The organism is Bradyrhizobium sp. STM 3566 (assembly GCF_045571445.1).
Lineage (GTDB): Bacteria > Pseudomonadota > Alphaproteobacteria > Rhizobiales > Xanthobacteraceae > Bradyrhizobium > Bradyrhizobium vignae.
Window position 1 is genome coordinate 5789402 of the sequence record NZ_CP120692.1, and the last position, 15189, is coordinate 5804590.

13 protein-coding genes are annotated in these 15189 nt (G+C 63.2%); 5 read left to right on the forward strand and 8 right to left on the reverse strand.

From position 1 onward, the window contains the following. Window positions 1-59: 59 nt before the first annotated feature. Window positions 60-1007: a zinc metalloprotease HtpX gene (gene htpX, locus P6U27_RS28030; protein ID WP_122404862.1), complete on the reverse strand. Its 948-nt coding sequence runs from the start codon at window positions 1005-1007 to the stop codon at window positions 60-62. Window positions 1008-1559: 552 nt separating this feature from the next. On the opposite strand from htpX, the gene P6U27_RS28035 reads away from it, so the two are divergent. From P6U27_RS28035 to P6U27_RS28050, 4 genes are all read left to right on the forward strand, one after another. Beyond that, window positions 1560-2876 carry a lytic murein transglycosylase gene (locus P6U27_RS28035; RefSeq protein WP_407192854.1) on the forward strand — a complete coding sequence of 439 codons (1317 nt, stop codon included), beginning with the start codon at window positions 1560-1562 and terminating at the stop codon, window positions 2874-2876. 393 nt (window positions 2877-3269) lie between these two features. Beyond that, complete coding sequence (locus P6U27_RS28040) at window positions 3270-3773, forward strand: DUF1993 family protein (RefSeq protein WP_122404864.1); 504 nt, start codon at window positions 3270-3272, stop codon at window positions 3771-3773. Between the two features lie 177 nt (window positions 3774-3950). After that, the gene (locus P6U27_RS28045) at window positions 3951-5051 is read left to right on the forward strand and encodes an alkene reductase (RefSeq protein WP_122404865.1); all 1101 of its coding nucleotides are present in this window, start codon (window positions 3951-3953) and stop codon (window positions 5049-5051) included. 159 nt (window positions 5052-5210) lie between these two features. Continuing rightward, the gene (locus P6U27_RS28050) at window positions 5211-6377 is read left to right on the forward strand and encodes an IS110 family transposase (RefSeq protein WP_407194489.1); all 1167 of its coding nucleotides are present in this window, start codon (window positions 5211-5213) and stop codon (window positions 6375-6377) included. A 525-nt stretch (window positions 6378-6902) separates the two neighbouring features. On the opposite strand, the gene P6U27_RS28055 is transcribed toward P6U27_RS28050, so the two are convergent. After that, window positions 6903-7946 (reverse strand): aromatic ring-hydroxylating dioxygenase subunit alpha, encoded by a 1044-nt coding sequence (locus P6U27_RS28055; RefSeq protein WP_122404866.1) that lies wholly within the window; start codon window positions 7944-7946, stop codon window positions 6903-6905. 9 nt (window positions 7947-7955) lie between these two features. After that, window positions 7956-9152: an ABC transporter substrate-binding protein gene (locus tag P6U27_RS28060; protein ID WP_376707333.1), complete on the reverse strand. Its 1197-nt coding sequence runs from the start codon at window positions 9150-9152 to the stop codon at window positions 7956-7958. A gap of 160 nt (window positions 9153-9312) precedes the next feature. On the opposite strand from P6U27_RS28060, the gene P6U27_RS28065 reads away from it, so the two are divergent. Next, a complete protein-coding gene (locus P6U27_RS28065; RefSeq protein WP_122404868.1) occupies window positions 9313-10020 on the forward strand; it encodes a TetR/AcrR family transcriptional regulator in 708 nt (235 codons plus the stop codon). 80 nt (window positions 10021-10100) lie between these two features. Here the strand turns inward: P6U27_RS28065 and P6U27_RS28070 are convergent, their stop codons facing one another. The 5 genes from P6U27_RS28070 to P6U27_RS28090 form a co-directional block, all read right to left on the reverse strand. Then, a complete protein-coding gene (locus P6U27_RS28070; RefSeq protein ID WP_162500628.1) occupies window positions 10101-11843 on the reverse strand; it encodes an ABC transporter substrate-binding protein in 1743 nt (580 codons plus the stop codon). Window positions 11844-11974: 131 nt separating this feature from the next. Beyond that, window positions 11975-12304 (reverse strand): DUF2160 domain-containing protein, encoded by a 330-nt coding sequence (locus P6U27_RS28075; protein ID WP_122404870.1) that lies wholly within the window; start codon window positions 12302-12304, stop codon window positions 11975-11977. 11 nt (window positions 12305-12315) lie between these two features. Then, window positions 12316-13122, reverse strand: a complete 807-nt coding sequence (locus tag P6U27_RS28080; protein ID WP_091898072.1) for a carbohydrate ABC transporter permease — start codon at window positions 13120-13122, stop codon at window positions 12316-12318. Next, window positions 13122-14096, reverse strand: coding sequence for a carbohydrate ABC transporter permease (locus P6U27_RS28085; protein ID WP_122404871.1), 975 nt, complete (start codon window positions 14094-14096; stop codon window positions 13122-13124). Before P6U27_RS28085 ends, P6U27_RS28080 begins: the two co-directional genes overlap by 1 nt. After that, window positions 14096-15181 (reverse strand): ABC transporter ATP-binding protein, encoded by a 1086-nt coding sequence (locus P6U27_RS28090; protein ID WP_122404872.1) that lies wholly within the window; start codon window positions 15179-15181, stop codon window positions 14096-14098. The genes P6U27_RS28085 and P6U27_RS28090 overlap by 1 nt, the downstream gene beginning before the upstream one ends. Between the last annotated feature and the right edge of the window lie 8 nt (window positions 15182-15189).

Genomic DNA, 15189 nt, shown 5'->3' on the forward strand with positions numbered 1-15189 from the left:
CGGGGACGACCCCATGTGCGCCAGGTCACAAAGCCGGACGCAAATCCCTACCGGTTCCGTTAGCCCCAAGGCCCGCGTGAGGGGCCAGGCGAGGACGAGTGGCCCCAGGGACCGCGCGGCGGGTAGTTCTCGTTGGCACCGACCGACGGTGCCGCGCGCGTGCCGAGCTCGGCCGCGAGTTGGTGGAGGGCGGCAACGCGGTTCTGCGTCGAGGGATGGGTGGCGAACAGATTGTCCACGCCGTGGCCCGACAGCGGATTGATGATGAACATGTGCGCGGTCGCGGGATTTCGCTCGGCCTCGAAATTCGCGACCTGGTGGGCGGCACCCTCGATCTTCACCAGCGCGGAGGCCAGCCACATCGGCTGTCCGACGATGCGCGCACCGAGATTGTCCGCGGCATATTCGCGGGTGCGGCTGATCGCCATCTGGACCAGCATGGCACCGAGCGGGGCGAGGATCATCAACAGGATCGAGCCGACGATACCCGGACCGCTGTTGTTGTCACGGTGGCCGCCGAAGAACATGCCGAACTGCGCGAGCATGGAGATGGCGCCGGCGATCGTCGCGGTGATGGTCATCAAGAGCGTGTCGTGATGCTTGATGTGCGCGAGCTCGTGCGCGATCACGCCGGCGAGCTCATCGCGGCTGAGCTGGCGCACAAGACCGGTGGTGACGGCGACCGCGGCGTTTTCAGGATTGCGGCCGGTCGCGAATGCATTGGGCTGCATCTCGTCCATCAGGAACACGCGCGGCATCGGCAAGCCTGCACGGCCCGCGAGCTCGGCGACGAGGCCGACCAGCTCCGGCGCGGTCGAACGGTCGACCTCATGAGCCCCATACATCGAGAGCACCATGCGGTCGGAGTTCCAATAGGTGAAGAGATTGGTCGCGGCGGCAATGACGAGCGCGATCATGGCGCCGGAGGCGCCACCGATCAGATAGCCGACGCCCATGAACAGGGCGGTCAGGCCTGCAAGCAGCATTGCGGTACGAAGATAGTTCATGGCCGTCCCTCCTGGCCGGCCGCGGCCGCTGGAACGCCTGCAGGCCGGCACATATCAGGTGGGGATGACCCCGGCCCGGGTGCAAGGTTTCCGGGTGCGTCGCGGAGCCGCGGCACTTGACCCGGGCAGGAACGGCCGGGCACGATCGCGGCCATGCAATTCGAAATTCTCGGCGAGATTACCGACGTCGAAACTTTCGCCAGTGGCTCGGGTATCGCGAAATTGCCCGGCTGCGGCGAATCTAGGGGAGGGACGCTGGCGAAAGCGCAAGGGTATTGCCCAAGTCCGATTATGCGATGGCTCTACCCATCTCGCTGAGATACATTGGTGAGATACATTGGTATGAAGCTGGCGGTATCGGCCGCAAGGAATTCAAGATCAAGAACATGTTCCGAGGATCATGACGAAGTCGCGAAGCAAGCAACTGGTAATCTGTGTGGCGAGGATTACCTTTATCCGAAAACCCTCTTTCGCGACACAGCCCTTCCCCTCGCGGTGAAACGCGCCGTATTGGCCGCCTAGCGGCTTCCCTTGACAGCACCAGAGATATTGATGCCGCTGAACTGCTTTGGTTCTCGCCTTGCGATCGCAACGATCGCGGTCTCGCTTGCCCTCGCCCTACCCGCCTCCGCCCAGTTCGCGCCGCCGTCCCCCAGGCCCGTCGCGCCAAAAGCAACGGTCCCCTCGCCGCGCGCGGCCTCGTGCCATAACGGCGCGAGCTTCGATCGCTTCCTGGCCGACGTGAAGCAACAGGCGGCGGCCGCCGGCGTGTCGCAGCGCGCAATCGCGGAGGCTTCGCCCTATCTCGTCTACGACCAGGGCATCGTCAATCGCGACCGCGGCCAGCGCGTGTTCGGCCAGCTCTTCACTGAATTTGCCGGACGCATGGCCGCGCCCTATCGCATGCAGAACGGACAGCAGCACATCAAGCAATACGCTGCCGCGTTCGCGCGCGCCGAGAAGGAGTATGGCGTACCGCCGGCCGTGATCGCCGCCTTCTGGGGCCTCGAGAGCGACTTCGGCGCCAACATGGGCAACCTGCCGACGCTGAAATCACTGGTGTCGCTCGCCTATGATTGCCGCCGCTCCGAGATGTTCGTGAACGAGACCATCGCCGCGCTGAAGATCATCGACCGCGGCGATCTGCATCCCGACGAGATGATCGGCTCCTGGGCCGGCGAGCTCGGGCAGACCCAATTCCTGCCCGTGCATTACGTCAACTACGCCGTCGATTATGACGGCGACGGGCGGCGCGACCTGTTGCACTCTGGGGCTGATGTAATCGGCTCGACCGCGAACTACATCGCAAACGGATTGAAGTGGCGGCGCGGCGAGCCATGGCTGGAAGAGATCAAGGTGCCGCCAAACCTGCCGTGGGAGAAGACCGATCTCACGGTGCGGGAGCCGCGCTCGACATGGGCGCAGTTGGGCGTGACCTATCCCGACGGACGACCGCTGCCGAGCGACAACCTGCCGGCCTCCGTGCTGCTGCCGATGGGACGGACCGGTCCTGCCTTCATGGCATACGCGAATTTCGCGGCCTACACGGAGTGGAATAATTCGCTGATCTATTCGACCACGGCTGGCTATCTCGCCTCGCGCATCGCGGGCGCGCCGCCGATGCGCAAACCTGCCGCGCCGGTCGCGCAGCTGCCGTTCAATGAACTCAAGCAATTGCAGCAGCTCCTCGTCCAAGCCGGCTTCAATGTCGGCAAGATCGACGGCGTGCTCGGCCAGCAGAGCCGCGCGGCCGTGAAGGCAATGCAGATCAAGTACGGCCTGCCGGCGGATTCCTGGCCGACGGCAGAGCTGCTCGCCCGCATGCGCGGCAGCACGGCGCAGGCGCAACCGGCGGGCGTGGTGCGCTAAAGCATGATCGGGAAAAGTGCGAAGCGGTTTTCCGGAAAGATCATGCGTAAACAACAAGCTAAAGCGCGATGACGATTCATCCAAATCTCATCGCGCTTTAAGCCCTCCTCTCATGCCCCGCGACCCGGCTACGCCAAGGCTTCGCCGGGGTGAAGGTCCAGGGGCGCCGAAGCTTTAGCGAAGGCGGCCGGCGGGGCATCCAGTACGCCGCGGCCTCTCGGTCAATCACTGCCGTCTCGGCTTACTGGATCGCCCGTGTTCGCGGGCGATGACACCTGGAGAGAATTTTCGCATTGCACAAGCCGCTTCTCGCGATTGTATTTTTCCATGACATTCCCATGTGAGTAACTCAGGTTTTCTCCTGAGATTTTCCTTCATCGAAGCGAGCATCACATGTCCTTCCACGACGCCGTCGTTCCCGCCTATTTGCAAATGCTGAACAGCCTGACCGGCCTGCTCACCAAGGCCGAGGCGCATTGCGCAGCGAAAAAGATCGACCCGGGCGTGTTGCTCGGCTCCCGCCTCTTCCCGGACATGCTGCCGCTGTCGAAGCAGATCCAGCTCGTCAGCGATTTCGCCACCAAGGGCTGCGCGCGGCTGACCCACAGCGAGGTGCCGTCGACGCCCGACACGGAGACCAGTTTCGCGGAATTGAAGCAGCGGCTGGCGAAGACGATCGACTATGTGAAGTCGTTCAAGCCCGAGCAGTTCGAAGGCGCCGATGTCAGGGACGTCACCTTCCCGGCCGGCCCCGACAAATCCATCACCATGAAGGGCCAGCAATTCCTGAGCTCGTTCTCGCTGCCGAACTTCTATTTCCACGCCGCGATCGCCCACGGTATTTTGCGCCACAACGGCGTCGAGATCGGCAAACGCGATTTCCTGGGTGCAAACTGATTGCGATTGCACGGCCACGACAGCCGTATTCCACTGTCGTGGCCAAAATGGCGTATGAATTGTGCTACGCGGGCGTTGACGCGTAGCTCGCCTGCACTTTCCGTATGGCTCATCCCTTGCGCCTGATGTCGCGATGCACAAGTGTTCAAGACCTCTCACCGCCTGGAAACATTTCCCATGAGCCGTTCGACCAAATTGCTTGAGACCTACAAGCTCGGCCCGATCACGCTGGCCAACCGCCTGGTCATGGCGCCGCTGACGCGCAACCGCGCCGTTCCCGGCACGTTCGTGCCCGGCGCACTCGCCGCCGACTATTACGCCCAGCGCGCCTCCGCAGGCCTCCTGATCACTGAAGCGAGCCAGATTTCGCAACAGGGCCAAGGCTATCAAGACACGCCCGGCATCTACTCGAAGGATCAGGTCGCCGGCTGGCGCAAGGTCACCGACCGCGTCCACGAGCGCGGTGGCAAGATCTTCATCCAGCTCTGGCATGTCGGCCGCATCTCGCATGTCGATCTCCAGGCGAATGGCGCAGCTCCGGTGGCGCCAAGCGCGATCCGCGCCAAGGGCAAGACCTTCGTCAACGGCGGCTTCGCCGACGTCTCCGAGCCGCGCGCACTCGAGCTTTCCGAAATTCCCGGCATTATCGACGACTTCAAGCGTGCGACGACGAACGCGCTGGAAGCCGGCTTCGACGGCGTCGAGATCCACGGCGCCAACGGCTATCTGCTCGACCAGTTCGCACGGGACGGCGCCAACAAGCGCACCGATGCCTATGGCGGCTCGATCGAGAACCGCGCGCGGCTGATGCTGGAAGTCGCCGGGGCTGTTGCCACTGAGGTCGGCAGCGACCGCACCGGCATCCGCATCTCGCCGGTGACGCCGGCGAACGATCTCTCCGACAGCAACCCGCAACCGCTTTTCGACCACATCGTCGACGGCCTCAGCGCGCTCAAGCTCGCCTATCTCCACGTCGTCGAGGGCGCCACCGGCGGCCCGCGCGACATCGCGCCGTTCGACTATGCCTCCTTGCGCAAGCGGTTCTCCGGCGCCTACGTCGCCAACAACGGCTACGATTTCGACCTCGCCACCAAGATGCTGGAGGCGAACGCGGCCGATCTCATCGCCTTCGGCAAGCCGTTCATCTCCAACCCCGACCTGGTCGAGCGGCTGAAGCAGGGCGCAGGCCTGAACGACTGGGACAAGACCACGTTCTACGGCGGCGGCGCCAAGGGGTATACGGACTACCCGACGCTGGCGGCCGAGCCGGCGGAGTAGCCGCCCGTCGTCACTCCATCCTCCGTCATTGCGAGGAGGTAGTGACAAAATTGCGAAGCAATTTTGCACTGATGCGACGAAGATTCCATGGGGAGTGGATAGCGACCAGGTCTGAGGCCAGACTGAGGGTTGCTGAATCCATTCAACCTGGAGACGACGATGTTGCTCGATCATCCTTCCGACGGAGTGGCCGCTATCCGCACGCAGTTTGGCGCAATTTTTGTGTCATTGGAACTGAGCCGTTCGACATGGCTGGTCACTTCGCTGTCGCCCTGCAAGGGCGAGAAGATGTCCAAACGCAGCATGAAGGCCGGCGACCTTTCGGAACTGTTGAAGCTGTTTGCGGAGCTGAAGCGCAAGGCGCAGGCGCGAACGGGTGAGAGCTATCCGATCATCGCGATCCAGGAGGCGGGGCTGGACGGGTTCTGGCTTCACCGCGCCCTGCAGCAGGAAGGCATCGAGAGCCACGTAGTCGATCCGGCCTCGATTGCGACGCCGCGCCGGCGCCGGCGGGCCAAGACGGACCGGCTGGATGGCGAGACGCTGTTGCGGACGCTGCTGGCCTACAAGCGCGGCGAGGTACGGGTCTGCGCCATGGTCGTTGCGCCCTCTCCGGCAGAGGAGGACCGCCGTAGGCTGTGCCGCGAGCGAGAGACCTTGATCGCGGAGCGGATCGAGCATGTGAACCGGATCAAGGGTCTTCTGTTCGCGCAAGGGATCTTCGACTACGCGCCGCTGCGGCGAGACCGGCGGAAGCGGCTGGAGGCCTTGCGGACGGGCGACGGGCGCGCCTTGCTGGCGCATCTGAAGGCGCAGATCAGCCGCGAACTCGACCGGCTCGAACTGCTGCTCGACCAGATCACGGCGGTGGAGCGCGAGCAGGATGCGTTGCTGGCCGCGAGCAAGGCGGCGGGGGAGAAGACCGTATCGAACCCGGTGGCAATGCTGCTCGAACTGAAGAGCCTGGGCCCGAACTTCACGGCCGTTCTCTGGTCGGAGGCCTTTTACCGGCAGTTCGCCAACCGCCGCCAGATTGCATCCTATGCCGGCCTTGCAGCCACGCCATGGCGCAGTGGCGGCATCGAGCGCGAGCAAGGCGTGTCGAAGGCTGGCAATCCGCGCCTGAGAACCACGATGATCCAGCTCGCCTGGCTCTGGGTACGCCACCAGCCTCAATCGGCTTTGACCCAGTGGTTCAAGGTGCACAGCCAACGCGGCCGCAAGCGCGCGATCGTGGCGCTCGCGCGCAAGCTGCTCGTGGCCCTCTGGAAGTACGTGACCGCGGGCGTGGTGATCGAGGGAGCCGAGATAAAGGCCGCCGCCTGACACCACGCTCCTCAGCCTCAAAGCCAATCCGCCGAGATTGATCAGCCTCGGCCGATCCGGGTGGACGAACCGATGGATTGCATGGCTTCAAACGCCGTAACGAAGAATGGTCTCGTCCTCTCGAGCCTGCCCGCCGCAAGCGGAATGTTGGTGCAGCCGCCGCCGCGCGGCGACCGAATGTGAGTTTGATCTGGCAAGCAAACCAGATTGCAAAAACCGGCTCGACCCTTGGATCGCCTGACGAAAAGGAGTTATCCGCCCGCTGCCCCGACTGCCAAAGCCTGATGGCGTGCTCGCTCGAGTCAAGGCCAAGTCGCTTCGCGACGGCCCTACGGGCCGACCTTGACTCGATCTGCGCGCGCCATCCTACGTGCTCCACGGTCGGGACGAAGAGCTGGCCTGCAATCGAACAAAGAGCTGAACAAACCGCCTTGACACACCAAATCCCCATGACTGTGCGGCAACAGGATCCGCTCACCGCTCGAGAAGGCCGGGGCCGCTGCCGGCCTGTGCCTGCCGGCAGGCTCACGCCAATGCGCGCGTCTCGCTCTCCGCAGCCACCATGCGTTCCACGATGCGACGCATGCGCTGCGGGGCGGCATCGATGGCGAGACGGATTGTCTTGGCATTGGGGCGGGCCTGCGCGACCTTCTCGATTCGCTCCAGAATCTCCTTGTCCTCGTTAAAGGCGATACGGAAATCGGCGTGCAGGCGCTGATCGACGTCGCCGTCGTCAAGCGCAAAATTGCGCACATGGAGCCAGTGATCGATGCAGATGTGGTCGTCGACCGGCGTGATGAAGTGGCATGCGAAGATGCGCAGTCCCCTGTCCCGGTCAATGGGATCTGCGATCTTGCCGGCATCCGCGCTGCCGAAATCGATTACCGCGATACAGGGCGCGATATAGTCATAGTAATGCCAGCGATCGACGTTGCCGGCGAAATTGCCGTACTTGGCGAACAGCGGGATCGGCGGCGCGTTCCTGATCCACCGCCACACCAGCACGCCATCCTCGGAAAAGGTGTGCTCCACCGGAATGTCTTCGCTGGCCGAATTGCCGAGCGTCGACAGGTGGACGAAGCTGACATGCGCGGGATCGCAGAGATTGTCGGCAAGGTTGAGATAGTTGGTTTCGATTCGAAGAGCGTCTCCTTCCGCCGCATGCCAGTCGTTCTGACCATATTGCGGCAGATCATAGATCCGCGAGGGGTCGGCGAGTGCGGGATCGCCGGGCCAGATCCAGACCAGCCCCATCTTCTCCCTGAGCGGATAGGACGACACACGTGCATTCGGCGGGATCATCGGCTGCCCCGGAATCCGGACACAGCGTCCGTCGGCCCCGAACGTCATGCCGTGATAGCCGCACTCGATCGCATCGCCCTTGAGCTTGCCCATCGACAGCGGCGCCAACCGGTGTGGACATGCGTCGTCGAGCGCAACGACGCCACCCCCTTCGCTGCGATAGACGACAAGGTCCATGCCGAGGATGCGGTGGCGCGACAGCGAGCGCGTGACGTTGCGAGACCACGTCAGCGGGTACCAGGTATTGCGGGGAGCGAACAGGTTCATGCGGCACCTCTAGTTCTTGAGCTTGGCCATGACCTCGGCGTCGGCGGGCTGGTAATCGGCACCGTCGACATAGCGCCAGTCGGTCATTATGCCCTGGCCGTCTCGCACTGCGAGCTTGCCGACGTAGACGCCCATGGTGGATTGATGATCGATCGCACGGAACGCGATCGGCCCCACCGGCGTGTCGACCTTCAGGTGTTCCATCGCCTTGATCAGATCGTCGGACTTGGTCGAGCCGGCGGTCTCGATCGCCTTCGCGAGGACCAGCGTGTTGGTGTAGCCGATGAGCGCGCCGATGTTGGGCGGCTCCTTGAATCGGGCGATATAGGCCTTCAAGAACGAGTCATGCTGAGGTGTCTTGATCTCGCTCCAGGGATATCCGGTCACGATCCAGCCGGGCGGCGCCTCATCTTTCAGCGGTGCCAGATATTCCGGCTCGCCGGAGAGAATGCTTACCACGGCGCGGTTCGCGAAGGCATTTCGCGTCGATCCCTCGCGCACGAGCTTGACAAGATCCGATCCGAACGTCGCATTGAAGATGGCATCCGGGTTCTCCCCCGCCATTGCCTGCACGACTGCACCGGCATCGATCTTGCCGAGCGGCGGCCACTGCTCGGAGACGAATTCGACGTCGGGCTTCAATCGCTTCAGTTCGCGCTTGAAGCTCGCCACCGCCGCCTGACCGAACTCGTAGTTCGGTGCAATCGTCGCCCAGCGCCGCACGGGGAACTTGGCCGCCTCCTTTGCCAGGATGGAGGCCTGGGTATACGTGCTCGGCCGCAGCCTGAACGTATAGCGATTGCCCTTCTCCCAGATGAGAGCATCGGTCAGGGGCTGCGAGGCGAGGAAGAATGTCCGCTTCTGCTTGGCGAAATCGGCGACGGCAAGGCCAACATGGGAGAGGATCGTGCCCGTCAGGAGCTCGACCTGCTCACCGTCGACGAGCTGACCGGCTGCGGTGATGGCCACGTCCGGCTTGCCGGCGTCGTCGCGGGCAATGATCTCGAGCTTGCGGCCGAGCACGCCCCCTTTCCCGTTGATCTCGTCGCGCGCGAGCTCCCAGCCCTGGCGATAACCGCGGGTCCCCAGCGGGAGGGCCGAATAGCTTGAGATCTCGCCGATCTTGATCGGCGGTGGCTCTGCGGCCCGGCCTGGGGCGCAGGCCACCGCCAGGATAAGTCCGACGAACTTCGCAGCAGCCGAAATGCGCATATCAGCCTCCCGCCATTGGGACTCGCGTATGTATGTAGTACTTACTACATAGCGAATACCACGAGCTGATGGTTGTCAATGGCGAAGAATCGGCGGGGCTTGCCAAAAAAATGGCAGGCCCCATCCTGCTGGCTGTGATTCCCTGGGATACGCAATGGCCAACGATACAGAGCTGCCAGCCCGCACACTGGCCGGCCCGCGCCTCAAGCGGGCGGCCAAGCGGAAAAGGGCCTCAACGGTTCGACGGACGCGAGCGCCCGATCAGACCCGTGAAGCCATTCTGCGTGCGGCCGTCGCCGAGTTTGCCCGCGAAGGCTACGGCGGCGCGCGGGTCGATCGCATCAGCAAGGCCGCCAAGAGCAACGACCGGATGCTCTATTATTACTTCAAGAGCAAGGAGAAGCTCTTTCATCAGGTCATCGAGCATTGCTATGCCGATCTGGTCGCGTCGGAAGAGGCGCTCGACCTCGATTTTTCCAGCCCGCGCCAGTCGCTGGCGGCGCTGGTTGCCTTCAACTGGAACTATTATTGGGCCCATCCGGAGCTATTGAGCATTCTCGCCACGGAAAATCTCTTCAAGGGCCGTCACGTCAAGAACAATATCCGTCGCAGCTTTGCCAATACGCAGCTCGGCATGCTTGAGCGCGTGCTCCAGAGCGGGGTCGAACGGGGCGAGTTCAGGGCGGGCTGCGACCGCTTCCATCTTTATCTGTCGATCCTCTCGCTCACCTACTTCTACCGCGCCAACCTCTACACGTTGTCGAGTTACACGCAGATCGATCTTGCGGACCAGGCGATGCGGAACGCCTGGCTGGCACACGTGCAGAAGATGATCGAAGATTCTGTGAAGCGGAAGGAGTAAGGTCGGCGAAGTGAATGCGGCATGAAAGAAAAAGGCCGGGATCGCTCCCGGCCTTTCATTTTGATGACGCTGCGCGCCGCTTACTTCGCTTCCGCGCGCTTCGGCGGGGTCGCCGGCCACGACTTGATCAGCGTGTCGTAGTCGACCGTCTCGCCCTTCGGCTTCTCGTTGGCGAGCTTGCGCTGGGGCGCGATGGTGCCGTCCTTCTCGGCCTTGGCGAACCAGTACTCCGGCTTCTCCTTCTTGTGCAGCTTCGGACCGCAGGCGCCCTGCACGCCGGACTTCTCCAGACGTTCCATCACGGAGTCCTGGGCAGCCGCAAGGGCATCCATCGCGGCTTGCGGCGTCTTCGCACCGGACGACGCATCGCCGATGTTCTGCCACCACAGCTGCGCGAGCTTCGGATAGTCGGGCACGTTGTTGCCGGTCGGGGTCCACTGCACGCGGGCGGGCGAGCGGTAGAACTCGATCAGGCCGCCGAGCTTCGGCGCACGCTCGGTGAACGACTTGTCCCAGATGTCGGATTCACGGATGAAGGTGAGACCGACATGGCTCTTCTTCAAGCTCACCGACTTGGAGACGATGAACTGGAGATAGAGCCAGGCTGCCTTGCGGCGGTCCGGCGGGGTCGACTTCAGCAGCGTCGCGGAGCCGGCGTCCTGGTAGCCGAGCTTCATGCCTTCCTTCCAGTACGCACCGTGGGGCGAGGGCGCCATACGCCACTTCGGCGTACCGTCCGCGTTCATCACGGCGATGCCCGGCTTCACCATGTCGGCGGTGAAGGCGGTGTACCAGAACATCTGCTGGGCGATGTTGCCCTGCGCCGGAACGGGGCCGGCTTCAGAGAAGGTCATGCCCTGCGCCTGCGGCGGCGCATACTTCTTCAGCCACTCGAGATATTTGGTGATCGAATAGACCGCGGCCGGACCGTTGGTGTCGCCACCGCGTTCCACCGATGAGCCGACCGGGCGGCAGCCTTCCATGCGGATGCCCCATTCGTCGACCGGCAGGCCGTTCGGAATGCCCTTGTCACCGTTGCCGGCCATCGACAGCCAGGCGTCGGTGAAACGCCATCCGAGCGAGGGGTCCTTCTTGCCATAGTCCATATGGCCGTAGACCTTGACGCCGTTGATCTCCTTGATGTCGTTGGTGAAGAACTCGGCGATGTCCTCATAGGCGGACCAGTTCACGGGCACGCCGAGCTCGTAGCCATACTTGGCCTTGAACTTGGCCTTGTAGTCCGGATTGGTGAACCAGTCGTAGCGGAACCAATAGAGGTTGGCGAACTGCTGGTCGGGCAGCTGGTAGAGCTTGCCGTCTGGAGCCGTCGTGAAAGACTTGCCGATGAAGTCGTTGACGTCGAGCATGGGATCGGTGACGTCCTTGCCCTCGCCGGTCATGTAATCCGACAGCACCACGGTCTGGCCGTAGCGGAAATGCGTGCCGATCAGGTCGCTGTCGTTGATCCAGCCGTCATAGACGTTCTTGCCCGACTGCATCTGCGTCTGCAGCTTCTCGACGACGTCACCTTCCTGGATGAGGTCGTGCTTGAGCTTGATGCCGGTGATCTCGGAGAACGCCTTGGCCAGCGTCTGCGACTCGTATTCGTGGGTCGTGATGGTCTCGGAGACGACGTTGATCTCCATGCCCTTGAACGGCTCGGCGGCCTTGGCGAACCACTCCAGCTCCTTCTTCTGATCTTCCTTCGACAGCGTCGAGGGCTGGAATTCCGCGATCCACTTCTGGATCACGGCGTCGTCGGCGGCGCGAACCGGCGCCGAGACGGCGAACGACACTGCTACGATCGCAGCGGCGCTGGACATGGTCAGAAAACTATTCTTGGTCAATGGACCTTTCCTTCTCCTAAACTGTCGCATGTTGTTCCTCCGTTGCAGCGACAAACTTTTATACAGGCCCGGGTTGCCCCCCGGATCTGGCCGTCCCTTCGCGAGCTTCAGACCGTGCGAAAAACAAGCACTGCCGTGGCCAGCGAAATTCCACTTGCGAGCCACAGGCTCGAAATTTCAAACTCCTCCTCGCCGATCGGCAGCGTGGCGATCGGATCGGTCCCGACGAGGCCGATCCACACGAGATGGATGACGGCGGCCGCGATCAGCGAGATGAACAGACGGTCGCCGCGCGTGGTCGGAATACTGAGAACGCCGATGCGCTCGGCCTCCGGATAGACCGCAGCGAGCCACGTCATCACCGCGAGCGTGCAGGCCAGCCCGGCGAAGAAGATCGCGGTCGGCAGCGTCCAGGCCATCCATGCAATAGACTCCATGATCGCCCCCCTTATACGCGGCCGAGCGCGAAGCCGCGCGCGATGTAGTTGCGGACGAACCAGATCACCAGCGCGCCCGGGATGATGGTGAGCACGCCGGCAGCCGCGAGCAGGCCCCAGTCCATGCCGGCGGCCGAGACCGTGCGCGTCATGATCGCGGCGATCGGCTTGGCCTGCACCGAGGTCAGCGTGCGCGCCAGCAGAAGCTCGACCCAGGAGAACATGAAGCAGAAGAAGGCGGCGACGCCGATGCCGCTCGCAATCAGCGGCACCAGGATCTTGATGAAGAAGCGCGGAAAGGAATAGCCGTCGAGGAAGGCGGTCTCGTCGATCTCGCGCGGCACGCCGGAGACGAAGCCTTCGAGGATCCAGACCGCCAGCGGCACGTTGAAGATGCAGTGCGCGAGCGCGACGGCCCAGGGCGTGTCGAACAGCCCGATTGCCGAATAGAGGTTGAAGAACGGCAGCGCATAGACCGCGGCCGGCGCCATGCGGTTCGACAGCAGCCAGAAGAACAGGTGCTTGTCGCCGAGGAAGCGGTAGCGCGAGAACGCATAGGCCGCAGGCAGCGCCACAGCGATCGAGATGATGGTGTTGAGGACGACGTATTCGAGCGAATTGATGTAGCCGGAATACCAGCTCTCGTCGGTGAAGATGCGCTTGTAGTGCTGCAGCGTCGGGGTGTGCGGCCATAGCGTCATCGTCGAGACGATCTCGCTGTTGGTCTTGAAGCTCATGTTGACGAGCCAATAGATCGGCAGCAGCAGGAAGATCAGGAACAGCCCCATGACGAGGCGGCGGCCGGGAATCGAATGCATCAGGCCACTCCTTCCTTTGGCTTGAGCGCGGGCACGGGTTTGAGCGCGGCCGAAGGCTTCGGCTCCATCGCCTCCTCGCTCGAAGCCTGGACTTTGCGTTCGACGCCGGCATTGGTCATGACGGTGTAGAAGATCCAGCAGACGATCAGGATGATCAGGTTGTAGACCAGCGACAGCGCCGCGGCCTTGCCGAGGTCGAACTGGCCGAGCGCGATCTTGACGAGCTCGATCGACACGAACGTCGTGGAGTTGCCGGGCCCGCCGCCGGTGACGACGAAGGGCTCGGTGTAGATCATGAAGCTGTCCATGAAGCGCAGCAGCACGGCGATCAGCAGCACGCGATTCATCTTGGGCAGCTGGATCGCCTTGAACACCGCCCAGCGCGAGGCGCCGTCGATCTGCGCGGCCTGGTAATAGGCTTCGGGAATCGACTTCAGGCCAGCGTAGCAGAGCAGCGCGACGAGGCTGGTCCAGTGCCAGACGTCCATCACGATGACGGTGACCCAGGCATCGATGTCGTTGGAGACGTAGTTATAGTCGAAGCCGGCAGCGTTGAGCACATAGCCGAGCAGGCCGATGTCCGGACGGCCAAAGATCTGCCAGATCGTTCCGACCACGTTCCACGGAATCAAGAGCGGAAGCGCGAGAATCACGAGGCAGGCCGCGACCGTCCAGCCCTCGCGCGGCATCGACAGCGCGACGACGATGCCGAGCGGCACCTCGATGGCGAGGATCACCAGCGAGAAAAACAGGTTACGCCCGAGCGAGGCGAGGAAGCGGCCGCCGAGATCGGTCGAGGGATCGAGCAGTTCCTTGAACCAGCCGACGCCGTTCCAGAAGAACTGGTTATTGCCGAACGTATCCTGCATCGAATAGTTCACCACCGTCATCAGCGGCAGCACCGCCGAGAAGGCGACGACCAGGAATACCGGCAGCACCAGAAACCAGGCTTTTTGGTTGACGGTCTTGTCCATCAGGCGGCTCCCTCCACCAGAAGGCTGTCGGCATAGACGTGCACATGCGACGGGTCGAATTTCAGCCCGGCGGTGCCGTCCGGACTGGTGAAGCCGCCAGGGGCGCGCGCCGCGAGCTTTGCGTCCCCAAGGCGCGCACGCGCGAAACGGATGCGGCCGAGATCGTCGATGCGCTCGATCTTCGCGGTGAGCAGGCCCGGCGCGGGCGTGACCACCTCGACGAATTCGGGACGGACGCCGATCTCGATCTTCGCTCCCGCAGGCAGGTTGTCGTAGCTGCGGTTGAGCGCGATGACGTGGCCGTCGAGCCTGGCCTCGCGTCCCCGCACCTCCGCTGGCAGGATGTTCATGCCGGGCGAGCCGATGAAATAGCCGACGAAGGTATGCGCCGGCTTGTCGAACAGCTCGGCCGGCGTGCCGCTCTGCACCACGCGGCCGTCATGCATGACGACGACGGTGTCGGCGAAAGTCAGCGCCTCGGTCTGGTCGTGGGTCACGTAAATCATCGTGAGGTCGAGCTCGCGATGCAGCGCCTTCAGCTTGGAGCGAAGCTGCCACTTCAGCTCGGGATCGATCACCGTCAGCGGCTCGTCGAACAGCACAGCGGCGACGTCGGAGCGGACGAGGCCGCGGCCGAGCGAGATCTTCTGCTTGGCATCCGCCGTGAGCCGAGTTGCTTTGCGATTGAGATAGGGTTCGAGATCGAGCAGGCGGCCGATCTCGGCGACGCGCCGGTCGATCTCGGCCTTCGGCACGCCGCGGTTCTTCAGCGGGAACGCCAGATTCTGCCCGACCGTCATGGTGTCGTAAATCACCGGAAACTGGAACACTTGGGCGATGTTCCGCTTCTGGGTTGACAGCGGTGTGATGTCCACACCATCGAACATGATTTTTCCGCGCGACGGCGTGATGATGCCGGAAATGACGTTGAGCAGCGTGGTCTTGCCGCAGCCGCTCGGGCCGAGCAGCGCATAGGCGCCGCCCTGCCGCCAAGTCATGGTGACGGGCTTGAGCGCAAAGCTCTCCGGCGCGGCACCGTTGCCGCCGTAGGAGTGGGCGAGATCGACGAGGTCAATGCGGGCCATGACGCACC